This is a genomic window from Marinomonas sargassi, from assembly GCF_025716875.1.
GTDB lineage: Bacteria > Pseudomonadota > Gammaproteobacteria > Pseudomonadales > Marinomonadaceae > Marinomonas > Marinomonas sargassi.
On record NZ_JAOVZB010000001.1, the window covers coordinates 248,449 to 271,206 of the forward strand.

The 22,758-nt window shown below is 40.4% G+C and carries 20 protein-coding genes; all 20 read right to left on the minus strand.

Going from position 1 to position 22,758, the window contains the following annotated elements; translation table 11 throughout:
- Position 1: 1 nt before the first annotated feature.
- The 20 genes from OFY17_RS01220 to OFY17_RS01315 all read right to left on the minus strand — a co-directional run bounded on the left by OFY17_RS01220 (position 2) and on the right by OFY17_RS01315 (position 22,731).
- Positions 2-2,110: a motility associated factor glycosyltransferase family protein gene (locus tag OFY17_RS01220; RefSeq protein WP_263528867.1), complete on the minus strand. Its 2,109-nt coding sequence runs from the start codon at positions 2,108-2,110 to the stop codon at positions 2-4.
- Entirely contained in the window at positions 2,100-2,393 is a 294-nt protein-coding gene (locus OFY17_RS01225; RefSeq protein ID WP_263528868.1) for a hypothetical protein, read from the minus strand. The genes OFY17_RS01220 and OFY17_RS01225 overlap by 11 nt, the downstream gene beginning before the upstream one ends.
- A complete protein-coding gene (fliS, locus tag OFY17_RS01230; protein WP_263528869.1) occupies positions 2,393-2,827 on the minus strand; it encodes a flagellar export chaperone FliS in 435 nt (144 codons plus the stop codon). Before fliS ends, OFY17_RS01225 begins: the two co-directional genes overlap by 1 nt.
- 37 nt (positions 2,828-2,864) lie before the next feature.
- Entirely contained in the window at positions 2,865-4,283 is a 1,419-nt protein-coding gene (gene fliD, locus OFY17_RS01235; protein ID WP_263528870.1) for a flagellar filament capping protein FliD, read from the minus strand.
- Between the two features lie 34 nt (positions 4,284-4,317).
- Positions 4,318-4,740 carry a flagellar protein FlaG gene (locus tag OFY17_RS01240; protein ID WP_263528871.1) on the minus strand — a complete coding sequence of 141 codons (423 nt, stop codon included), beginning with the start codon at positions 4,738-4,740 and terminating at the stop codon, positions 4,318-4,320.
- Between the two features lie 84 nt (positions 4,741-4,824).
- A complete protein-coding gene (locus OFY17_RS01245) occupies positions 4,825-5,706 on the minus strand; it encodes a flagellin N-terminal helical domain-containing protein (protein WP_263528872.1) in 882 nt (293 codons plus the stop codon).
- Between the two features lie 1,556 nt (positions 5,707-7,262).
- Positions 7,263-8,147 (minus strand): flagellin N-terminal helical domain-containing protein, encoded by an 885-nt coding sequence (locus OFY17_RS01250; RefSeq protein ID WP_263528873.1) that lies wholly within the window; start codon positions 8,145-8,147, stop codon positions 7,263-7,265.
- 514 nt (positions 8,148-8,661) lie between these two features.
- Positions 8,662-10,239 carry an HD-GYP domain-containing protein gene (locus OFY17_RS01255; RefSeq protein ID WP_263528874.1) on the minus strand — a complete coding sequence of 526 codons (1,578 nt, stop codon included), beginning with the start codon at positions 10,237-10,239 and terminating at the stop codon, positions 8,662-8,664.
- Between the two features lie 21 nt (positions 10,240-10,260).
- Entirely contained in the window at positions 10,261-11,586 is a 1,326-nt protein-coding gene (flgL, locus tag OFY17_RS01260) for a flagellar hook-associated protein FlgL (RefSeq protein WP_263528875.1), read from the minus strand.
- A 7-nt stretch (positions 11,587-11,593) separates the two neighbouring features.
- Positions 11,594-13,570: a flagellar hook-associated protein FlgK gene (gene flgK, locus OFY17_RS01265; protein ID WP_263528876.1), complete on the minus strand. Its 1,977-nt coding sequence runs from the start codon at positions 13,568-13,570 to the stop codon at positions 11,594-11,596.
- A gap of 103 nt (positions 13,571-13,673) precedes the next feature.
- Entirely contained in the window at positions 13,674-14,657 is a 984-nt protein-coding gene (gene flgJ / locus OFY17_RS01270) for a flagellar assembly peptidoglycan hydrolase FlgJ (protein ID WP_263528877.1), read from the minus strand.
- An 8-nt stretch (positions 14,658-14,665) separates the two neighbouring features.
- Positions 14,666-15,754, minus strand: a complete 1,089-nt coding sequence (locus tag OFY17_RS01275) for a flagellar basal body P-ring protein FlgI (protein WP_263528878.1) — start codon at positions 15,752-15,754, stop codon at positions 14,666-14,668.
- A gap of 53 nt (positions 15,755-15,807) precedes the next feature.
- Positions 15,808-16,698 (minus strand): flagellar basal body L-ring protein FlgH, encoded by an 891-nt coding sequence (locus OFY17_RS01280; RefSeq protein WP_263528879.1) that lies wholly within the window; start codon positions 16,696-16,698, stop codon positions 15,808-15,810.
- A 17-nt stretch (positions 16,699-16,715) separates the two neighbouring features.
- Positions 16,716-17,501: a flagellar basal-body rod protein FlgG gene (gene flgG / locus OFY17_RS01285; protein WP_263528880.1), complete on the minus strand. Its 786-nt coding sequence runs from the start codon at positions 17,499-17,501 to the stop codon at positions 16,716-16,718.
- A gap of 72 nt (positions 17,502-17,573) precedes the next feature.
- The gene (gene flgF, locus OFY17_RS01290; RefSeq protein WP_263528881.1) at positions 17,574-18,317 is read right to left on the minus strand and encodes a flagellar basal-body rod protein FlgF; all 744 of its coding nucleotides are present in this window, start codon (positions 18,315-18,317) and stop codon (positions 17,574-17,576) included.
- Between the two features lie 130 nt (positions 18,318-18,447).
- Positions 18,448-20,145 carry a flagellar hook protein FlgE gene (locus OFY17_RS01295; RefSeq protein ID WP_263528882.1) on the minus strand — a complete coding sequence of 566 codons (1,698 nt, stop codon included), beginning with the start codon at positions 20,143-20,145 and terminating at the stop codon, positions 18,448-18,450.
- A gap of 12 nt (positions 20,146-20,157) precedes the next feature.
- Complete coding sequence (locus OFY17_RS01300) at positions 20,158-20,862, minus strand: flagellar hook assembly protein FlgD (protein WP_263528883.1); 705 nt, start codon at positions 20,860-20,862, stop codon at positions 20,158-20,160.
- Between the two features lie 10 nt (positions 20,863-20,872).
- Complete coding sequence (gene flgC, locus OFY17_RS01305; protein ID WP_263528884.1) at positions 20,873-21,322, minus strand: flagellar basal body rod protein FlgC; 450 nt, start codon at positions 21,320-21,322, stop codon at positions 20,873-20,875.
- Positions 21,323-21,327: 5 nt separating this feature from the next.
- Positions 21,328-21,723, minus strand: coding sequence for a flagellar basal body rod protein FlgB (flgB, locus tag OFY17_RS01310; protein WP_263528885.1), 396 nt, complete (start codon positions 21,721-21,723; stop codon positions 21,328-21,330).
- Positions 21,724-21,894: 171 nt separating this feature from the next.
- Positions 21,895-22,731, minus strand: coding sequence for a CheR family methyltransferase (locus OFY17_RS01315; RefSeq protein WP_263528886.1), 837 nt, complete (start codon positions 22,729-22,731; stop codon positions 21,895-21,897).
- Positions 22,732-22,758 lie beyond the last annotated feature (27 nt).

Consider the following 22,758-nt stretch of genomic DNA (forward strand, 5'->3'; position numbering starts at 1 on the left):
ATTATCCGTTGTAGTAGGTCACTAGGTGATCATTACCTTCATCTACAAACTCAGAGGCTTGCTTCAGCATACTTGGCATTTCTTCAAGGAACTCACACCAAGGCTCAAAGAGATAGCGTGCTCGTTTTACAACCTCTTTTTCATCTTGATACTGGAATAAAAATTGAACAATTAAGAAAGCAGAGTAAGTAAAAGAGCCAATGAGGAGCTCGTATATATGACGGTGCACTGTCGCTTTTAAAAAATATATATGACGGTGATGTGACCAAAGTAAGTCGCAAACCTGACTTCGAGTGACAATACTATCATCCCACCCTTGCTGGAGACGCTTGCTCACTTTAATGAAATCTTCCACGGAAATCAGCACTTCTGCAGACTGATTAACCAAGGTTTCAGGTGCTTCAGTAAAAAAAGCAGCTTCTAAGATATCGATTACTTTTGCGTGATCTATCTTAGGGTCTAAGATCAAGACATCTTCTAGTGGTAGTGGTGTAACCCCTTCGATTTTAGCCCCGTCGGATAAATTAAAGCTGGCGAAGTTTCGTCTTTGGTTTAACTGTCGAGTTAACGATTCCAATTGCACTCTCGAGGTGTCCATAATGCTAGTGGCATAGATGACTCCACCAAAGTTACCCTCTCGTTCAACTAATTTGGCATCTTGAAAGGTTTGAAAGCCAGACTCTTTACCATCCTTATAATAACCACTATGAACAGAGTGGTGGCTAGTTTTATCTTTGAAGCCATTATCAACACCAAGATAATAAACATTATTAAAGCCAAAAAAGTGCACGTAAGATAGAGCTAAATTCGCCACAACAGGATTACAATAATTTAGTTGGACATATTCTTTCATATCACCGTGCTGGCGAGCTTGTGAAAGCATCAAAGAAGTAATTGCTTCACCCGGCTTCATTGCCATACCAGAACGTTTAAAACAATCAAACAGACCTGGATGCATAACATTCACGGACAGTCCCCAGATTTTATCTAGGTATTCTTGGTCTAAAAAAGAAAATTTATCGACGGTTTGTTTTAACCGCTCAATATCAACATGTATATCTGGTGTGATACCAAGCTTTTTCAGGGTGTTAATCGTAGAACCGCAACATATTAGTAAAACTTGATCACGTACTTCTTTTATCAGCTCAATACCTTGATCTAAAGAAGGGCCATTCCCTAAAATAAAAACAGGAATATTCGTTACCCATTTAGGCACAGCATCTCGACCTGTAAAGTGCGCCAACTTTGTTTTTGGTAAGGAAGATAATCCCTGTGCCACACCTATTAAAGCATCATCAAAGAATCCCCACCCCATAACCTGACGAGTATAATGCTTTTTAAAATAAGCAATTGCTTCATTATTTTCCGGACTAGAATAAGATGAGTACAAATAAGTTTCAGGCGCCATAAAATACCCATTCTCTTCGAGTTGAATGATGTATTTTTCTGTAAATTCCTCAGCATTTGTCCCTAAGAAGAAATGAATCGTTCTACCATCTCTATTAAAAGTTGTAAGAATGTCTTCCCATTCAATTGCAAAGAGCGAGTAATAAAACAAGTCCAAATCTCGCTCATATAAGTACAAATGTTTAATTGAACGTTGTGCAAGAATCATTTCAAGTTGATAGCCGAATTCAATACCAAATAAAATTACGGCACCAGTGAAGGCTGGCCATTCTTGTTGAGACTCTAGGCCTTCAGATTGGAGCGACATCTGATCTAAAATTTTATTGCTGAAATGAACGTGTCTACTAGGGTGATCCTTAGTACGGCCAAGATTTAAGAGTGTTTTAGTTGGTTGGCTAAGCGCTTTTGCTACCCGCTTCGCGGCTTGCTGTTTAGGATTTTCCGAAAATAAAGGCGCTCTTACATCCTCTCTGAATAAGTTAAGCTCACCGCTTTCCTCCATATAAATATGACGTTTTTGAGGCTGATACCCTTGAAAAGACTCATATATATGTGGCATCACTTCTGCAAACATAGACATATTACGTATATAGCGATCGGTTAATTCAGCGTCATGCTGACGAAGCCGATTCAGCCCTTTTTCAAAATATGTCGTAAATGACTCTACATTCTTAATATGAAAAGAGTTGTCCTCATTTCGCATTTTTTATGCCTTTGTATTTATTAACACTTTTGCGCGATTTATTAGTAAGAAACAACTTACTTTGCATCTCTTTATGCACTTCAGTCATAAGTTGAATCGCAGATTGATGAACCAGAATAAACGCTTTAACTTTCTCGTTATCGAACTGATTATCAAGAGGGGTGATTGTGTGAATAAATGCATCATTTTCTTCACACAATGTTTGAATTTTCTCTATATCTTTTTCAGTAACGCTTTTTTCCAGTTCATCACTTAACTCGGTTAAGTGAGACATATCCAGCATTACACAGCACCTGCTTGAACTTCTTGTTGACCTTGATAGGCCGCTTGTTTATCAGCTGGTGTAATTTGATCCCACGCACCCTTTATTTGTAAAAGCAGTCCCATCACTTGATCAATAATACTAATGTCTTTGCTCACACTTGCTTCAGTGATACGCATTGTCATGTATTCATATAGCATATCAAGGTTGTCTACTAACTCCGGGTTCACATCTCTATCCAATGCATCTTTCAATGCATTAATAATCTCTACTGCTCTAGTTAGGGAAGTAGACTTTCCTTCCCAATCTGAGCGTTCAATACAGCCTTTACCCAAAGCTAACTTTTCTAATGCACCCTGCATGAGAAGCTGAATGACACGATGAGGATCAGCCGATGCTAGGTCAGACTTCAATGAGTCTTTTCGATAAGCTTGTATCCCTTTACTGTTGTACATATTCAACCCCATTACCTAAATATCAATTCAATTAAAGTTACATTTTCGCAAGTACAGAATTCAAATAATTACCCTGAGCGTTCATTCCCGCTAAGCGTGAATCTAGCCCCGTAAACTTATCTCGAAGTGATTCTTCATAACGAATCATACGCTCTTCATAGTTTTCTAATGAATCCTCTGTAGTACTTATCGAACTTCTTATCGAATCCTTTAGCGCATTTGTCATTCCTGCTGCACCAGTATAGCTAGAAAGTACATTTTCAAGTGACTCAGCTAATCCCCCATCACCAGAGAATAATGCCGCTACATCGGCATAACCCGATTTTATCGCCTCTTCAAACTTATAGCTATCAAAGCTTAATATACCGTCACTTCCAAGCTTAACCCCTAAATCAAAGATGGTTGTAAAGTCCCCTGCATCGGATCTTGTTGACGTTAACTCATTAACCAATGAATTTTTTAGATTTCGAAGAAGGCTATTGCCATTTAGCACTTCACCTTTTGCGCTATTTTCTTTAAATGTATAAGCGAGATCGTTATAAGCAACGATAAACTCTTCTATTGTTTGTTGTACCGTTTGTTGGTCGAAGCTAATTTCAACTTTTTTTGCGCCATCTGATACTTCTAACGCCTCGATAGACAACCCTGCTACCGTGTCTTCAAACACATTAGTATCATTGGTAACTTGAATACCATCCACTGTGATAATGGCATTGCTAGACTCATCACCAACAGGAGTGTACATTCCAGCAAACAAGCCCTCTGTTGACACACTATCAATTGTTAAACCGGAATACACTTCAACGACGTCTTCGATACTGGCATCAGCCGAGTCATCAACTTCGATGGAAGCTAACTCACTACTTATGGCTAACGAGTTACCCGCCCCTTGGATAGAAGAGGTTACGGTATAAAATAAATTGCCATTACCATCATCAACTAGGTTGGCAGAAACACCAAAATTATCTTCAGAAGAGTTAATTAGATTACGAAGTTCAGAAAGAGTAGTGTCCGCAGGGACATCAATAGAAAACTCATTGCTACCCGCTTGAAAAGTAAGAATAGCATCTTGATTAGTGATAACTTCATCACTAGAAGAAAAGGTGCCTGTTGCAGACATAACCCGACTGCCACGAGCGAGCTGCTCAACCGCTATTGAGTAAGATCCATTGCCCGCAGTATTGTCTGTCGTTATTGCAATCGACTCTTGCCCTTCTTCTTGGTTAATAAAAGCATTACGTTTAGTGAAAAGGTCTTCGTTATTTAGCGCTTGAGAGATAGACTTAAAATCCTCTATAGCCAAGCTCACTTTACCTAGGGCAGATAGCTCTGCTTCGTATTCGTTGATTTTATCTTGGTAAATACGGACTTTTGCGTCACGTTGAGCACTTACTAATTTATCAACTAAAGCTTCAAGATCCATTCCAGATCCTGCCCCAAGAGAGCCTATCGACATAGCTTTTCCCCTAACACGTTTTTTAAGTTTTCAGCTATACCTCACTATTAACCAAGGTACCTCTGATATCACTAAGTTGACTCATAATAGCATCAATTCGTTCCGCCATTTCGAGAAATTCTTCCGTTGGAATCTGTCGAACGATATCACCCGTATCTTGATCCAATACTTTAACGATATTACGGTCACGGTCTTCCGTCATTTCGAATGTTAAATGAACATTTAACTGGGAAACCTTTTTATTCATGACCTCAATGTCCGAAGGCTCAATTTTTACCGAAGCACTTTGTGACTGAGACTCCCGATTTTCTTTACCAGCTTTATTTGTATCGGCTGATGTTTGCACAACCTGAGAATTTGACTGTCTTAACGCAGCAAACTCTTCTGCAGCACGACGCTCTGGACCAATAGTATAGTTCAAAGCATGCTTAGAAAAATCATTTGAACTGATTGTCATGTCTTATCCCTCCAAAGAAACAAAAGCAGGGACTCAGCTTGCATAGCTTAAGTCCCAACTTATAACTGTCACTTAATTTCTAGCTTATCCCAATAGAGATAATGCTGTTTGTGGACGTTGGTTTGCTTGCGCTAATACAGATGAACTCGATTGCTGAAGAATCTGAGAACTTGTCAACTTAGCCGTTTCTTCAGCGAAGTCAGCATCACGAACTCGCGCACGTGCAGCCGATACGTTTTCAGAGATGTTACTTAAGTTAGTGATCGAAGAACCAAAACGGTTTTGGATCGCACCAAGCTCAGCTCGTTTTGAGCCAACAGCAGCAATCATACTATCAAGAACAGCAATCATACTTTGAGAGTTATCAACGGTTGATACAGAAACAGTGTCAATACCTACTTGTGAGCTTGCTTCAACACTCAAACCAGAGATCGTGAAACCAGAATTAGCAGAGTAATCAATAGAATTGTTAGTACCACCAGTAACCATAGAGAAACTGATAGTTTGGTTGGAGTCTGCACCTACTTGGAATATACCTTCGTAAGTACCGTCTAAAAGATTCTCTCCACCGAAAGTTGTGTTCTCAGCAATACGGTTAATTTCTGTCGAAAGCTGCTTAACTTCCTGCTGTAGTGCCACACGGTCTTTATCAGAGTTCGAGCCGTTTGCAGACTGAATCGCCAATGTACGCATACGTTGTAACATCGAAGTAGACTCATCCAAAGCGGCTTCGGCCGTTTGCGCAAGAGAGATACCATCATTTGCGTTACGTACAGATTGGTTTAGACCATTAATCTGTGAAGTTAAACGATTTGAGATCAATAGACCTGCCGCATCATCCGCCGCGTTGTTGATACGCTTACCAGAAGACAAACGCTGGAAAGAAGTATCCAAATCTTTACTAGAATGCATCAACTGACGTTGCGCATTGATAGAAGAGGTATTGGTATTTACATAAAGAGCCATCACAGCCTCCTAAGTTTTAATGAATTCCTGCATAAGCAGATCGTACTAAGGTTTTCGACATCCAATTTAAAACCTTTAGCTTCTTTCGGAAAAAAATTACCTTAAACAGGTAAAAAATCACCTACAACACGGAAAAAAACTGCCTAACTAATTGTTCTAAAAGAACTAAAAGAAATTCAGTTATTTTCTATTTTTTGTTAAAAAAACCTTTATTATTTAACAAAATCGATAAAATGCTTATATAAAGCACTTAAAAACCATAAAAGTGCAGACTTTCATGCAAGCCACATTCACACATTCATCTGCAATGTAAAAACGCAAAAATCAGATAACCACCGCCATACGAAAAAACTGGCAATATTTAGCCTACAAAACACATTTAGTTCCGTATTTTTCCGCACCATAGATCACGCTTGAAGCCGATTAACATTCAGCATCATAAGCGTTAAAAAATACGTGCTGTGTTTTAACACTCCAATGAATCCACCTATTGCGACAACACTAGCTTTCAGGCCAATTTTTAGACGGATTTATCCCATGCGTTTTATACAAGCCATTAAACTGGCTACCGAACCAATCATGATCACTTCATCAAATCGCTCAACTTTCAGACGCGACTAGGCTCCATAAAAATGCAACGAACTAATATGCAAAGAACTAATATGTAAAGTCACTGCACATAATGTCGTGCACCTTAACCACTCATCACAAGCCACTAAAAGCAAAGCTATCCATACAAAAATGCAGACAACATATGTGACTTAGCCTCCACTAAACTCAGTGGCTTTATAGACTGACATGACAAAGCACACCTAGACTCATTCACAGATAACATATGAGTCCAGAAAACCTTATACACTGAGCTCTACCAGAGTCATGCAGGCACAAACCGACCATCCATTGGGAGAACAGCATCGCTGTAGAAACTATTGAGTTCGATACTTTTTGCGATAAAAAACCTCTACAAACAAATTAAAAAATAAAGTCGATAAAACACTGCTGTTGAAATAGCAGTTCAAGCACACACTCCGTATTAACGGCATAGACACTCGACATCGAGTCCCTCCTTCGGAAATACAAAGTACGCCAGTCAAGGCATCAAACAGATTCGTAAAATGAATTTCCAATAAGTGCTAATGCTGCGACTCGCACACAACAAGTGGAAATGGATAACTACAAAAATTTAGAGACCTGTTTAATTAACCGTGCTAATTACTCCATTAATCGACTCCTAAAAATAAACTTAACTTGAGAGCCTAAAACCAAGGCACTCAACACTTTCTGGACAGCTGTAAGCGGCATACAGAACTGTCCTGTAAAGCTAATATCAAAGAGACTCCTCCGCTCTATCTGCGAGAAAAACGTCTTTGATATAAGCCTTAACGCCATATTTACCCTAGACTTCACTTAATTTGGGCAAAAAAAAGCCGGGTGAAAAATCACCCGGCATAAGAGGCACCTCTAGGAGAGAGAAGTAGCCTAAATTTCCGAGACGAAACTCGATTTCTTCGCACAAAAATCTTGTTTCTATAAAGTTATGTTTCGCTCAGGTAAAATTAGTTACCTAATAAAGATAATGCAGCCTGTGGTCGCTGATTAGCCTGAGCGAGAATAGTACTACTTGCTTGCTGTAAAATTTGTGTACTTGTTAAGTTCGCAGTTTCCTCCGCGAAGTCGGCATCCCGTACGCGTGCACGAGCAGCTGATACATTTTCAGAGATATTACTCAAGTTGTTAATTGTAGAACTAAAGCGGTTTTGTACCGCACCCAGCTCTGCTCGCTTATAGTCCACTGCTGCTATCATGTCGTCGATAATGCCAATCATACTCTGCGCATTAACAGTGGTAGAAACAGATGCCGTTGTTACCGTCACCTGCGCTGAAGCCTGATTAGACAACCCTGATACAGTGAAACCATTATTGGCTTGGTAATCTATTGAATTGTTCTTACCGCCATATTGCATGGTAAAACTAATAGTTTGATTGGCGTCTGCCCCGACTTGGAACATTCCTTCAAAAGTACCATCTAGTAAGTTTCTTCCACCGAAGGTAGTTGTTTCGGCTACACGATTAATCTCTTCCGATAGCTGTGCCATTTCCTGTTGCAGTGCCACTCGATCTTTATCTGAGTTTGAGCCATTGGCAGCCTGAATAGAAAGCGTCCGCATTCGTTGTAGCATACTTGTTGTTTCGTCTAGCGCACCTTCAGCTGTTTGCGCTAGAGAAATACCGTCATTTGCATTTCGCACAGATTGGTTCAAACCGTTAATCTGAGACGTCAAACGATCTGAAATTTGTAGTCCAGCCGCATCATCTGCAGCACTGTTAATTCGGCGTCCAGAAGACAGTCTTTCAAAACTTACATCTAAATCTCTACTGGAATTACTAAGCATTCGTTGCGCGTTCAACGAAGATACATTTGTGTTTACGTATAAAGCCATTTTTTCTCTCCTAATGTATTTTGAATTGAGACAAGTTTTTGATTTAATTGATTATTTTATTTTTTGTCTCTTATTAAAGTTATCGTCACCAGAGCAACGTTCTTTAACTATTTTTTAACAATTTTGGGTTTTATTTATTATTTTATATTCCAATATTGTTACTTTGATTTATCGTTCTTAACGTGAAGAACTTTAAGAAAAATTGTCACTTTTTTTGAAAAAAAACTGAAAAGAGCACTTTCTTTAAAAAAAGGAATATATTTCAAAAGAAAAGCTAAAGTTTTTAAAATTGCGGCTCTAAAAAAAGCCAATCAAGGAGGAAAAACCGCTAATTTTTCTCTAGTAGGGATGAGGTAATATGATAGGTAATAAAAAGATAGAAAGTGAATAGAGGGCTTGGGAAGTTACAAACCCATGAGAAATACCATACTCTTACTTTAAAGGTTAAATAAGGGAGGCCTTCACATGATAAAACAACATCACAAGGCTCAAATGGGCCAACATTAATAGGTGGCTACAATATGTGGTCTAAAAACTGTAATTTGAGGGACTGGGGGCTTACTTCTTTTGTTACAGTAACATCAGCATTCACACCAGCTGACTTGTTAAGCTCAATATCCGAAGGCTCGATAAAGCTTTTATTTGTCATGCTATATACTTGGCGAACTAGTGATGGTCGAAAAGATTTATTAAGAGTTAATACAAAGCCCACTCTACCATTCGATAACAAGACACAGGAACCAACAGGAATAACGCCAATGTTTTTCAAAAACACCCCAATTAACTCTTTGTCAAAAGCTAAACCTGATTCCTTTCTCATACGCTGGCAAGCCCGGATTGGGCCAATAGATGGTTTATGTGCTTGTTCTGAGGTAATTGCGTCATAAGCATCAATGATCGCAGCTATCTTTCCGTAAACAGATATTTCCTTTCCCTGTTTCCCTTCTGGGTAACCACTTCCATCTACTTTTTCATGATGATCATAGAGCATTTGAAATACGGCCTTAGGAACACCTTCTACCTTCTGTAATATTTGCTCACCAAACTGAATGTGCTTGCGAAATAAATCAAACTCACTATCTGTCATTTTCTCAGTTTTCATGACCATCGCCATGGGTAGGCGGAAACGACCAAGGTCAAACAGCAGAGCGCCAAGTGCAATCACTTCAATATAGGATTTTGACAATTTGAGAGCTTTTGCAAAATGGATACCTAGTACAGCCATCCCCATAGCATGTTGCTCTAGGTATGACGAGGCGTCTTTAATATGGCGAATAGCTAATAAAGAAAAATTATTTCGCGTATGAGATTCAATAAGCCGCTGACAAAACACTTTTAGCTCCGCTAACTCAATCGGTTCACCACGTTTCATTCGGTCAATTTGCGCGGAAATCAATATATGACCATTTTTAAAAAGCTTAAGAGCGGCAGGAGTTTCAACTTCAAATGAGGTGGGTATTAACTTAGTTTCTACAACTGGCTTTTTAGGTTTTGCAGCTACAACAGTCTCTGCAACTTCTTCCTTTACATTTTCCGCTGGAGGTGCCGCCTCTTCTTTTACAGGTTCGCGTCCAGCAGGCTTATCATCAGCATTCTTTAAGCGCTCTTTATAAGTTTGTATATAGTCTCTCGTTTGGTCATTCAGCTCTTCTCTAAAATAGCGGAACAGGCTCTTACCCTTTGACTTTTTAGACCTAAGTTCCTTAGTACTAAGGTCTGGGTATAAAACCTTCAACCCCTTTACAGACTTACCATAAACTAAAGACATACATAGGATTAAAAAACGCTCTTCAGCATCGTAAAGTCGATCGCTTCGGCTAGTCAATAACTTATCATCATTCACATAGTAGGAGTCAAAAGGCATAAAGCTTGAGTCAAGGTAAGAGCTTAGGACATCAAAAGCTACCTGACGTTTAGCAATTGGAACAATTCTATCGTCACGGCCATGCATAGAAATCAGGTTTTTAACCCTTTTGCTCTTCATAACCTCTTTTTTGATGCCCATAATGTCAAGAATTTCATCAACATTGAAATACCCAACAAAGATATCGGCTCCAAAACAAGACTCTACGTTAAACTTAAACGATGGCATCTATAACCTTAATATTAGAAATCATATTTTATTAAATAATGATAAGTTACTTATGCGTGAGAATACCTTCTGCGATGCATCTAGTGCTGATTCTTTCATGGACAATTCCGTTGCTGCTGCAGCCACATCTAACCCACCAATTCTGTCTCTAGCTACCGCATTAGAAAGCTGATTCGCGGAGCTAAAGTCTTCTCTGTCTCTCAAAGTATTGAGTCTTGCGCCTACTGCAGATCGCCCTTCAAGCACCATACGTTGAGCATTATCTAAACTTGCTGTTACATCTGCAAAAGCTTGTGCTTTTTGCTCATGTGTTGATGAGTCATTCCCTAGTACATCTAGAACATCTTTTATTTCATTCAGCACATTCTCACGCCTTGGCTTATCTAAAGAAAGACCAACAACAGCACCGGGCTCACCTCTCGCAATAAATTGCATGCCACTAAAGGTTATTGGTTGCCCCGCTTTATAATACCCAGAAGCAATTTCTTCACCTGCAGAGTTTTTTATACTATAGGTACCGGGCGTACCATCAAAAGAACGCCAGTAATCTCTCATTTCTGAGATATCTTCGCTTTCTCCGAAGTTGATATCATCAATCAACTCCTCCAACTGAAACTCTTCGCCCTCTGCTAGAATAGGAAGAGTCGTCAACACATAGGCATTGTTTGCAATATTTTCTGGATCATAGTGGTCATCCATAAATTTACCAAAATCACCACTGTCTTTCACTTTAGCCGTTAAAGATATATTCCCCGCCAAGACGTCAGAAGAGAAAGATAAATTTGTCCAAACATCTTGGAATAGTTTTTTTCCAGAATCTGTCACAGGAATTTTTATATGCTCTGAAATCTGAGCAAGCTTCTGCCCCTCATTTCCAGCCCATTCGTATCGGCCGTTACTATTCAAAACAAAAGCAGGGCCTAGAGTATCTGTTCCTGCAAACACATAACTCCCGTCCGCACCTCGGGCATTCATTAACTCTGCCATCGAGTCTGTAATCATGCCAATCTCTTGTACAATTGCGTCTAAGTCATCTTGAGTGTTGATATCATTTTGCGCTTGAATAAACAGCGTTTTTGCTTCATCCATAGAGTCATTTAAACTATCTAGGGCAACCTCTTGGTACTCAAGGTTGCTTGTCGCCATCTTCATTGCATCATCATACAATCTAAGTTGATCAGTACTACCCTTATACATTAGTAATTGGCTTGCTCCTACAGGGTCATCACTAGGCCTCACAATGCCAGTTTGGCCTGACACTTTTTCCTGAATTCCAAGAATTTTTTCATTCGCTTGGCTAATCGACCTATTTGACTGACCATATATAAGGTTATTTGTTACTCGCATAATGCAACTACCTCATGATTCCAAGTAACGTATCAAACGTTGTTCGAGCTGCCGTAATAACTTGAGCTGACGCCGAGTATGCCTGTTGATATTTCAATAAATTCACTGCCTCTTCATCAAGGCTTACAGCAGATAGCCTATCACGCCTTGCCAGACTATCATTTAGTACAATTTCGCTGGATTGAGCATGCCCCTCAATCTCTGCTGTTTTGGTTCCCACATAAGCAACAAAACCAGCAAAAGACTTTGTTAAGCTCGCTTTTCCACCCACGAGTAAATCACTCTGTAACTCAATAAGAGCAAGTCCATTAAAGTTGTCGGCAGGGCCTATCTGATCTGTATTAATTGAAAACTCGTCCCCTACTTGTGGTCGAGAAGAAACTGATACATCAAAGCCTGCATCACCTGCTAATCCCGCTTGTTCAAGCAAGTTATTAAAATGGCTCACACCGGTAACACGGGCCAGTTCGCCACCATAAGAGTCTTTCACCACAAAAGAATCAGAAGAGGTAAAATAAATGGTATGGGGTGCAATGGGATACAAAGAGCCATCTGCAGCAAAAGCCGATGTGGCTGGGTCTGTATTACTAATAGACTGAAGAGATATTTTAGAATTAGATAAATTTTCAGAAGATGTACTAACAGCAACAGGGGCACTGAGGGCGATTAAATCGCCATTCTGAATATTCAAATTCAAACTTTTAGCTACACCTTCAGTTGGAACAAAGCGAAATACATCTCCTGACTCAATACTATCCAAATCCGCTATTCGAATATCCAGTCCAAGTTCTTCAATTTTGTAATAACCTGAGTTATCCGGTGTCATCTGCGTGGGATCAAACACTAATGGAGGCCCATTTCTTTTACCATTAATATCATATCGATTAATCGCTAGACGGGTATCATCGGTTCGAATTAATTCATAACTATCAGTCGTAATTTTCTTTGCCTCGTCTGCCGACACCCTTACTGAAATACCGTCTAATTTTTCAATATTATCGTCCGACGTATAAATTTGAATATCACCTACCGTAAACAAATCTCGACCAAACTGCCCATTCGCATCCAAACCTTTGGCGTTTTGGACATTCATTGCATCAGCTATTGAGATAGCGTGCTGTCCTAATGTTCGATCAGCATAAGTACTAAATTGAGCCCTGTAATCAACAAGCCCCCCTATACTACCTTTTAAATTTTCCGTTTTTAGTCCAATTTCATACTTACCAAAATCCATCATGAGCTTGATTTTTTTAGTATCCAAAGGATCTCGGGCAGTCGTTATCTCTGTTGACATATTATTCGTCACCAAAGGTTGACCATTTGCCAACTGCACATTCATGATCCCGTTATCTAAAAACTTTACCTTCACTTCTACATACTGTGACAACTCTTGCACTAAAGCCTCTTGCTGGTCCCTAAGCTCATTAGCAGGAGAGCGAGATAAGCCTTCATCCCGTAAAATTTTACCGTTTAAATCTGAAATTTTTGATGTTATCGAATTCAAATCCACTAGCGATGCTGCTAATTGCTCATCAACCAGTAATTCTTGTCGAGAAACAATACTCGACAATGTTTCATATTGGTCTACAAGATTATTTAAGCTGGCATGGGCAAGCTCTCTCAAAGAAGTAGAAGTCGGATCGTTATTAGCAGTTTGTAGTGCAGAGAACGCCTTATTTAAATAAGTTGTTAAAGACACACTTTCTTCTGATAACAAATTATCTGAGACTGTGATCATAGAGTGGTAAGTATCATAGTAGGCATGATTGGACTTATCTGAGCTCATTTGAGCACTAACAAAGTGATCGACTAGGCGAGAGGTTTCCTGAAGAACAACTCCACCTGTGGGGGAGCTAACAGTATCCGTTCTTTGACGGCTATAGCCTTCAGTATCGACATTCGACGTATTCTGGCCTGTCGTATGGATACGGGCATTACTGGACTGCAATCCAGATAAACCTATGGAATATAAATCTGAGCGCATTTGCTCACCTCTAGCACTTTTGTCGAAAAATCAAAATCTTATCTAAGTCTATCGACTACTAATGCAAGAACTTTACCAATGTGTAATTAACCACAAAAAAAGGCTACAGGCGTTGAAACCACTCACTTTCAACAATGCGACTAATTTTTTCTGAGTAGTTAGGGTCCGTTGCATACCCTCCTTTTTGCAGGGAAGCGGCAAAGTTTGCCGAATTGTCACCTGACTGCAAGGCATCTTTATACCGTTCACTGGTACGAAGAAAATTAGCATAATCATCAAAGCTTTGACCAAAGGATTCATAGGCACGAAAAGCCGCTCTTTCACGCTTTGCAACACCATCCCTAAACTCTAAAGTATTAACAACCGCTCTATCGCCTTGCCAGCGACTATCAGCCTTAATACCGAACAGGTTAAAACTTGCGCCACCATCTTCTTTCGCTATAGGGTATTTCCCCCAGCCAGTTTCTAAAGCCGCCTGAGCTAGGATACCTTTAGGGTTAACACCTAGAGTTTCTGCGGCTTTTTGAGCATGAGGCCATAGTGTTTTCACAAATTCTTCAGGTGTTTCAAAGACTACGGATAAGGCAGACGGTGTCGATGCGTTAGTAGCACTAGCAGTACTTTGAGTAGCTAGAGAGGAATCGTTTTTGATAGATTCCATGAAATCATTAGAGGCTTGGCGAGCCAATGCCTGCACTCGTGCTAAGTCTTGTTTAGCAACTTGGTTTAGAAAATCTGTATCACCCCTTTCTTTCGCTTCAGGAGAAGAGACAATACCTTGTTGCCCTTGATATTGACGTATAAGAGCATCAGAAAGGCCAATTCCCCCAGAGCTAGCAATACTTTGCGCCATCTGGGAGTCCATCATATCTTGATATTGCTTAGTTTGGTTGCTTGAAAAAAGATCACTACCAATCGCCTCATTGGTTGATCGCATATTTTTCAAAAGCATATTAATAAAGATAGACTCGAACTGCTGGGCAACATCCTTCAACGCTGACTCAGGGTCTTTTTGAGCCTTGGTTTTCAACGCTGCTAATGTTGAGAAATCCGCAAAAAAGTCTTGAGTTGGTGGTACTGAATTCATTTATTAACCTATATCACAACCAAATCTGCGTTAATGGCACCGGCCTGCTTTAAACCCTCTAAGATGGCCATCACATCACCTGGGGCAGCGCCAACTTGGTTAACTGCGCGAACAATGTCATTAAGAGAAGCACCTGGATCAAAAACAAACATATGACCGCTGTTAGGGCTAATCTCTAAACCTTCACGAGGAGAAATAATCGTTTCTCCTCCAGTCAATTCACCATCTTGACCAACAACTGGCGGAGTTTCGTTAATCGTTACAGTCAAGCTACCGTGTGTAATGGCAGCAGGAGATACCTTCACATGCTGGCCAATAATAATTGTCCCTGTTCTTGAGTTTACGACAATACGAGCACGCTCTGCAGCCACATCCACTTCTAAATTTTCTAATATAGAAAGGAAGGTCACCCTTTGACTAGGGTCCCTTGGCGCAGAAACCCGAATAGAAGTAGCGTCTAGCGTTGTTGCGACACCAGGGCCTAATAGGTTATTAATTTTGTCTGAAACTTGTTTCGCTGTTGTAAAGTCAGGTCGGTTAAGATTAAAAGTGAGAGTATCACCAACATTGAAACTACTAGGAACAGATCGTTCCACACTCGCACCATTTGGGATTCGACCAACTGTGGGAATATTTGAAGAGGTTCTTGATCCATCTGCACCATTGGCACCTAAACCACCAACGACTAGGTTGCCTTGAGCAATAGCGTAAACGGCACCATCGGCACCTTTCAAAGTTGAAAGCAATAATGTGCCTCCTCGCAAAGCGCTGGCATTACCGATTGACGATACCGTCACATCAATTTTCTGCCCCGGCTTAGAAAAAGCTGGCAATGATGCCGTTAAAGAAACGGCAGCAACATTCTTCGAAGTTGCATTCACACCTTGAGGTAAGGTTACGCCGAAGCGAGATAACATGCTGGCGAAGCTTTGGTCTGTAAATGCAGTACTATCACCTGTTCCATTTAAACCAATCACTAGCCCGTAGCCAAACAATTGGTTATCACGAACCCCTTGCACACTTGTTATGTCTTTCAAACGTTCAGCTTGGACAGCAAACGATAAAAAAGCCAAAGCGAATAATGTTATGTATTTCATCTAGTCACCTAATTAAAATGCGCATTCACACTTTGCATTAATCTCGCCCGAGTTTAATAGGGCATATCTCGCGAGTTAAGTAAACGACTCACCCAACCCTGCTCACTTCCCGCTGCGACATCTCCCGTACCTGAGTAAGTAATTCGTGCATCAGCCACTCGCTCCGAATCAACGGTGTTATCTGGGGAAATATCATACTTACGAACAATACCAGAGAAACGAATATACTCATCTCCTTGATTTAACCTTAACCATTTTTCTCCTCTAACGGCCAATAAACCATTAGGTAGTTCTTTATACACAGTAACTGAAATGGTACCGCTTAAGCTATTGTTTTGGTTCGCCGAAGCATTGCCGGAAAAATCTGTTCCTTGCTGAGGAAGCAGAGTATCTATTTTGAGTTCTTCTCCCAACACCGTTGGGTTTTCTATTGTTGCTGAAGCGGACTTAGAGACAGTAGCCGCATTCGCTTTTGTAGAAGTCGTCGTCTCATTTAAATTAATAGTCAGAATATCTCCAACTTTACTCGCTTTCCTATCACCAAAAAAAGCATCCCCCATTCCTACCTGATAAATTCCGCCAGTAGGTGCTTGTGAAGGCGACAGGTTATTAGGATATACTGGCGCATAATATGGGTCATTCTCTCTTACCGACTGAGTAACTTCTGGGCCATTTAATGGATCAGTGCCGTCTGGAACATAACCTTTTCTTTCTATTTCAGGTTCTGCATCTTCTTCAGTTTGCTCGGCATCCTCTCCCTCTTCAGGTGCTTCTTCACCTTCAGGCGCCTCTTCACCTTCAGGTGCCTCTTCATCCTCAGCAGGGGTTTCTTCACCTTCAGCGACAGGCGTATCAGCATCAGCTTGTTCAGGGTCTACTTCCCACGACAAACAACCCGACAAAAACACACTCAGTAAAATTAAGATTGCTAACTTAGTTTTCATATTATGCCACGCGTAACCTATAGCTGCTGTATTGCAAAACTCATCATACCGTCCGCTGCAGAAATAACCTTAGAGTTCATTTCGTAGGCTCTCTGAGTACTAATCATATTAACCAGCTCTTCAACAGAGTTAACATTAGATGCTTCTAACATACCTTGAGAAATTGTCCCTAATGAATCTGTGCCAGGAACACCGACAATTGGCGGTCCACTTGCATTCGTTTCTTGATAAATGTTCTGCCCTGCTGAGCTTAATCCCGTTGGATTAATAAAGCCTGCGATATTAATCGCACCTACCTGCTGTGAATCAGCTTCGCCTGCCATACGAACAGAAACAACACCGTCTTCTGCAATCATAATTTCAACAGCGTCTGGGTTGATTTGGATAACAGGTTCTAAAAGTAGTCCGCCTGCGGTTGCAATTTGCCCCTCACTATTAAGTTGTAAACTGCCATTACGCGTATAAGCGATAGTTCCATCTGGCTGCAAAACTTGTAAAAAGCCTTTACCTTGAATAGCAATATCTAACTGTCTATCTGTTAAATTGTAATCACCATTTGAAAAGTCTTTTTGCGTTGCTCCTACCTTAACACCTGTACCCAGCTGAAGCCCTGAAGGCAACTCTGCATTTTGTGCGCTCAAACCACCCGGAGCTCGAACTGTTTTGTACATTAGATCTTCAAATACCGCTCTGTCTTTTTTAAACGCTGTAGTTGAAACGTTAGCCAAGTTATTGGCAACCACGTTTAACTGCTTATCCATTGCACTCAAACCGGTTTTACTTACCCATAACGATGAATTCATACCGACCTCTTTTCCTATAAATTATTCTGTATTTATCAATATCTAACTAAAATCATTGTAATGAATGCTGATTTAAGAAGGGCGCTGTAAAACTCGCGCAGCAGCATCCGCATTACCTTTGATGGTATCCATCATTTTGACATTCATTTCAAAGCGGCGAGAAAGATTCATAATGTGGGTCATTTCTTCCACCGCATTAACATTGCTACCTTCAACAAAGCCCGATACCAGCTGCACATTTGGATCAATATCAAATTCTTGTCCATCACGTGAATGAATCAAACCGTCTTCTTCTTTGCGTAAATTTTCAATATCAGGATTCACCAGCTTAATCTGGTTTAAGATAGCCACTTCTGTACCAGCCCCCCCCTGTGGGACAATGGATATAGAACCATCAGCCGTAATATGAATTCTGTCTGCAGGCGGCAAAAAAACTGGACCATTAACGCCAGCAATAGGCAAACCACTACCTGTTACTAGCTGACCTGCGGCATTAATTTGCAAGTCACCAGCTCGGGTATACGCTTCTCGACCTTGTTCATCATATACAGTTATAAACCCTTCTCCAGCGACGGCCACATCCAACTCTCTACCTGTTTGAATCATGTCACCTTGTGTGTATCGAGTCGCCGGATTTTCCGTCATTGCATACACTCTGCTTGGGTGGTAATCCCCATACACCTGCATGGATCGCGCTTGTTCGTAATCCGAACGAAAACCTGTCGTGCTGACATTCGCTAAGTTATTTGCATGTATTGTCTGGGCATTCATGGTTTGTACACCACCACTCATTGCCAAATATAAAGCTTTATCCACAACTCTACTCCCAGAAAAATAAACATTGTTATTAACTAAGCCTTCAAGAATCGTACCAACTATAAAAAGGGCAAAAAAAAGCCGAGATGGCTTGCGCTACCTCAGCTTTAAACTTCTCTCTCCAGAAAAATTAACGAAGGTTTATTATCGTCTGCGTAACAGCATTTTCTGTTTCTAATGTTTTACTATTCGCTTGATAATTACGCTGCGCCTCAATCAGAGCAACCAACTCCGTCGTTAACTCAACGTTAGATTCTTCTAATGACCCACCTTGGATTTTACCAAATACCCCAGAATTTGGGCGCCCAATATCTGCCTGACCAGAATTCGTACTCGCTAGCCATGACGTATGACCGTTCGGCACCAAACCGTCTGTACTATCAAATGTTGCCAGTGCTATCTGGCCAAGAGTTGCCGTTTGTTGATTGGTATAATTCGCTATTAAGAAACCATCATTATCAAAACTCACCCCTTGTAATTCACCTGCGGTATAACCATCTTGCTCAAAATTATCTGAGCTATTCAGGGCATATTGAGTGGAGCCAGTAAAATCAAAAGACGTAGTAAAAGCCCGATTAGTAGGGTCCAAACCAACCAACTCCAAATTAATAGGTTCGGAAACACTAAACGGAGGTAAGCCTCGGTATGTACCAAGCAAATTACCCGCCTCATCAAATGAGACCATAGTATCTGACTCTAGATAGAATGTTTCCTCACCTGTAAGTGGGTTAACAAACTTTTCATCTCCATCCATTGTAACCTTAAGTTCATAGGTATTCTCTTCACCTTGTTTAATGAAGTAATACCCTATTGTATGCGACTCACCCAAAGAATCATAAATGGTTCTTGTATTACCATAGGTATAAGTAGAAGGCTCGAGTGGGTCAAATTCTTCTCGTGCAACACCTGTAGTATCTTGCATTTCTTCCGGGTTCAAAGTACCAGCAATGGCCAACCCACCCAATGTACCATTAACAGACAATGGCGTTTTTGTTCCAGCGCCAATATCAGTTAAATTAGGCTCTGTTGCCCCCACATACAACAATTCATATGGCTCTTCGTTTACACCATCACCATTGTAATCAACATTACTCTTAGCCGAGTTAAATGTAGCAAAAGTTTGTCCCATGAACGGCTGACCATCATCACCTGTCATATTGCCATTAACGGTTGCATACACCTGATAGGTATTAGGCAAACGGCTTTTAGCATAGTAATAAGTAATAATATTTGTTTTACCCTCAGCATCCACAACACCTTGTGTTTGGGTATAAGTGTATGTATCTGGGTCTACTGGGTCGAACTCTTTAGCTACAAATGGAGGAACGTCTTCACTCTCTGAATCTAAGTTAAACTTCAACTCCATTTCCGAAGTCTTCTCGGGAGGAATTCGTCCCGTAGGGATTTTCATAGACTCTAAGCTACCGCCAATTAGACCATCTACCGCGTTATAGCCTTGTAGATTTGCACCATTGTTAGTAACAAAATACCCGTCCTGATCAAGCTTAAAGTTACCTGCGCGAGTATAAGATTGAGCGACTCCACCATCTATAATGAAAAAGCCACTACCATCGATAGCGATATCCAAATTATTATCTGTATATGACAGGTTGCCCGGTGAAAACTCTTGTGCCACTTTACTTACACTGACACCTGAACCTATGCTATTACCACTACCTGCACCCAGTACGCTGCTATTGTAGAGGTCATCAAATTCAATACGGGACTTTTTAAAGCCTGTAGTATCGGAGTTCGCAATATTATTACCTGTCACACTTAAAAAGTCTGCAGAAGCCTTTATGCCTGATAATGCCGTATTAAATCCCATAATGCTCTCCAATCACCCTAATATTTCTAATTCATTCGTTAGTTTAATTTTCCCGTGGCTTTCTACATTTAAAATGGTGCCATTATCACCATTTATTGTTACTCCCTGTATTCGAGCAGGAAGTTTGGTAGTCATAGTTGCCACTTCGCCATTTGCATTTACTGAGGACGCCTCAAAACGATATTCCCCTGCAGGCACTGCATTACCTTCGTCATCTAACCCATCCCATTTATATTCCCCGGATGTTAAAGGGGTAGTGCGAACAAGATTATTATCCGCATCAAATACTTTTAACGTTGCCTCTAAGGAGTCCGCTGGAATTTCAGTTTTCAATAAAGCACCATCCGACCCTTCTGCTAACGTCACTTTATTACCATCAGTAAGAATCGATTTACCAACTAAAGTTGAGGCTGTTAACGCTTGATTCGATGTCAATGAGGTAGACATACTTTCTAAGTGATCTGAGATCCCAGTTAGGCGTTCCAACGAGCTAAACTGCGACATCTGCGCAACCATGTCATTAGAGTCTTGAGGTGCAGTAGGATCCTGCGCCTTAAGTTGCTCAATATACAGTTTCAAAAAAACGTTCTGATCTGCCAGCGAATCATCTTTCTTCTGTACTTCTGATTTCTCTATTCCGGACTTAGCTTTAGCGGCATCTGTTCCATATTGGGAAATAAGCCCACCAAGACCTTTTGTATCCGATATATTATCCATCTATCCGCTCCTATGACTGACCGAGCATTAGCATTTTTTGCATCATGCTTTTTGCCGAGTTCATAATTTCCACATTCGTCTGAAAAGACCGTGACGCAGACATCATGTCAGCCATTTCTTCTATTGGATTTACATTTGGGTAAAACACATAACCCTCTTCATTTGCCATAGGGTGATCTGGCTCATACCTTGGCTGTAAAGGCGCATCAGATTCAACAATAGCATCAACTTTGACACCGATACCCGCACCACTTTCGTCTTTTAAAGCTCTATTCCAGCCATGCTTTCTCATATTGTCATTTATCATTTGAGAGAAAACTGGCTTTCTTGCCCTATATGTCTGATCTGCTGAGCTAGCCACGCTATCGACATTCGCCATATTACTCGCAACGGTATTCAAACGTACGGTTTGAGCGCTCATTGCAGATCCAGAGATAGCAAAAATATTACTTAAAGACATGGTTATTAATTCCCAGTAAGTGCTTTTTTCATGCCGCTGATTTTGCGGTCTAAAAACATAAAACTTGTATCAAATTGCAAAGAGTTTTGCGCATATTCAGCTTGCTCTCTTTGCAAATCCACATTATTTCCGTCCAAAGAAGGCTGACTAGCATTTCGATACAAAAGGCTGCCACCCAAGCTATCAGTATCGCCAAAACCACCTATATGTTTTTCATTGGTTCCAGCCAAACGCAACTTATTACTTTGATCCTGTAATAAGGAATCAAACGACAGATCTCTTGCCTTGTAGTTTGGCGTATCAGCATTAGCAATATTATTCGCAAGCACCTCTGCTCTAGCGCTTCTAAACTGCAAAGTCTTATCGTAGCCAGCAAATGCTTTATCAAAGGATATCGCCATTAAAACCTCAAAATAATGTAATTCAGCTCTATACAAGCAATTAGAATGCCAAATAAATAAATACTTATAAATCAATACCTTAAGAATTAAATCTAACAAGGCGGCAAAAAGTGGCAAAAAAAAAGCCCGTCTATTTTAGAATAGACGGGCCTTCATATTATATTTTAGGTTTTATGTCGTTTTGGCGCGATACACTATACCCGGATGACATTGCACTATTTCAAAGTAATCGGATAGGCCTGTTAACGCCTCCGAGCCACCAAGAAACAGGTACCCACCTGGTTTTAAGCAAGCATGCATTCTTTTCAGAATATCGAGCTTAAGCTCAGCAGTAAAATAAATTAAAACATTGCGACAAAAAATCACATCAAATTTACCAAGAGAAGAGAAAGGCTCTATTAGATTAAGGTAACGGAAGTCCACTCTAGCTTTAAGCGGGGACTTAATCTTCCAAGTTTGGTCATTTACCTTATCGAAATAACGTTTTTGTAGGTCAGCTCCTAAACCCCGAGCTATTGCTAAACTATCATACTCACCCTGTTTAGCATGTTGCAGTATGTAAGAGCATATATCTGTAGCGACAATTTTTTCACCCGCTTTCAAAACACCAGGTTTTGCACTCTTAAACTCTTCAATCACCATACTGATTGAATACGGTTCTTGTCCTGTTGAAGATGCGGCCGACCAAATTCGCAATGGCGACTTATTCATCTCAGGAAGAACTTTATTCTTAAGAATGTTGAAGGGGTGAGTATCTCTAAACCAAAGAGTTTCATTTGTCGTCATCGCATCGATAACTTCTTCTTTTAATTTAGATTTGCCAGATCGTTCAATAACATCCAGTAGATCCTCAATCTTAGAAAAGTTCTCTCTTTCAAGAATTTTTCCTAAACGACTGACAACCAAGTACTGTTTGTTATCACTTAACGCAATACCACACACTTTTTGCAGGTACTCTTTAAACCTAGCATAACCATGAGGTGTTACCGCATTTGCGCTGCTAAACATTGACTCTCCATAATAAGCTTTCTAAAG

Excerpts from the sequence above, each read along its gene's own strand:
- OFY17_RS01220 (WP_263528867.1), bottom strand. The coding sequence starts at position 2,110 with ATGCGAAATGAGGACAACTCTTTTCATATTAAGAATGTAGAGTCATTT.
- OFY17_RS01225 (WP_263528868.1), bottom strand. The coding sequence starts at position 2,393 with ATGCTGGATATGTCTCACTTAACCGAGTTAAGTGATGAACTGGAAAAA.
- fliS (WP_263528869.1), bottom strand. The coding sequence starts at position 2,827 with ATGTACAACAGTAAAGGGATACAAGCTTATCGAAAAGACTCATTGAAG.
- fliD (WP_263528870.1), bottom strand. The coding sequence starts at position 4,283 with ATGTCGATAGGCTCTCTTGGGGCAGGATCTGGAATGGATCTTGAAGCT.
- OFY17_RS01240 (WP_263528871.1), bottom strand. The coding sequence starts at position 4,740 with ATGACAATCAGTTCAAATGATTTTTCTAAGCATGCTTTGAACTATACT.
- OFY17_RS01245 (WP_263528872.1), bottom strand. The coding sequence starts at position 5,706 with ATGGCTCTTTATGTAAATACCAATACCTCTTCTATCAATGCGCAACGT.
- OFY17_RS01250 (WP_263528873.1), bottom strand. The coding sequence starts at position 8,147 with ATGGCTTTATACGTAAACACAAATGTATCTTCGTTGAACGCGCAACGA.
- OFY17_RS01255 (WP_263528874.1), bottom strand. The coding sequence starts at position 10,239 with ATGCCATCGTTTAAGTTTAACGTAGAGTCTTGTTTTGGAGCCGATATC.
- flgL (WP_263528875.1), bottom strand. The coding sequence starts at position 11,586 with ATGCGAGTAACAAATAACCTTATATATGGTCAGTCAAATAGGTCGATT.
- flgK (WP_263528876.1), bottom strand. The coding sequence starts at position 13,570 with ATGCGCTCAGATTTATATTCCATAGGTTTATCTGGATTGCAGTCCAGT.
- flgJ (WP_263528877.1), bottom strand. The coding sequence starts at position 14,657 with ATGAATTCAGTACCACCAACTCAAGACTTTTTTGCGGATTTCTCAACA.
- OFY17_RS01275 (WP_263528878.1), bottom strand. The coding sequence starts at position 15,754 with ATGAAATACATAACATTATTCGCTTTGGCTTTTTTATCGTTTGCTGTC.
- OFY17_RS01280 (WP_263528879.1), bottom strand. The coding sequence starts at position 16,698 with ATGAAAACTAAGTTAGCAATCTTAATTTTACTGAGTGTGTTTTTGTCG.
- flgG (WP_263528880.1), bottom strand. The coding sequence starts at position 17,501 with ATGAATTCATCGTTATGGGTAAGTAAAACCGGTTTGAGTGCAATGGAT.
- OFY17_RS01295 (WP_263528882.1), bottom strand. The coding sequence starts at position 20,145 with ATGGGATTTAATACGGCATTATCAGGCATAAAGGCTTCTGCAGACTTT.
- OFY17_RS01300 (WP_263528883.1), bottom strand. The coding sequence starts at position 20,862 with ATGGATAATATATCGGATACAAAAGGTCTTGGTGGGCTTATTTCCCAA.
- flgC (WP_263528884.1), bottom strand. The coding sequence starts at position 21,322 with ATGTCTTTAAGTAATATTTTTGCTATCTCTGGATCTGCAATGAGCGCT.
- flgB (WP_263528885.1), bottom strand. The coding sequence starts at position 21,723 with ATGGCGATATCCTTTGATAAAGCATTTGCTGGCTACGATAAGACTTTG.
- OFY17_RS01315 (WP_263528886.1), bottom strand. The coding sequence starts at position 22,731 with ATGTTTAGCAGCGCAAATGCGGTAACACCTCATGGTTATGCTAGGTTT.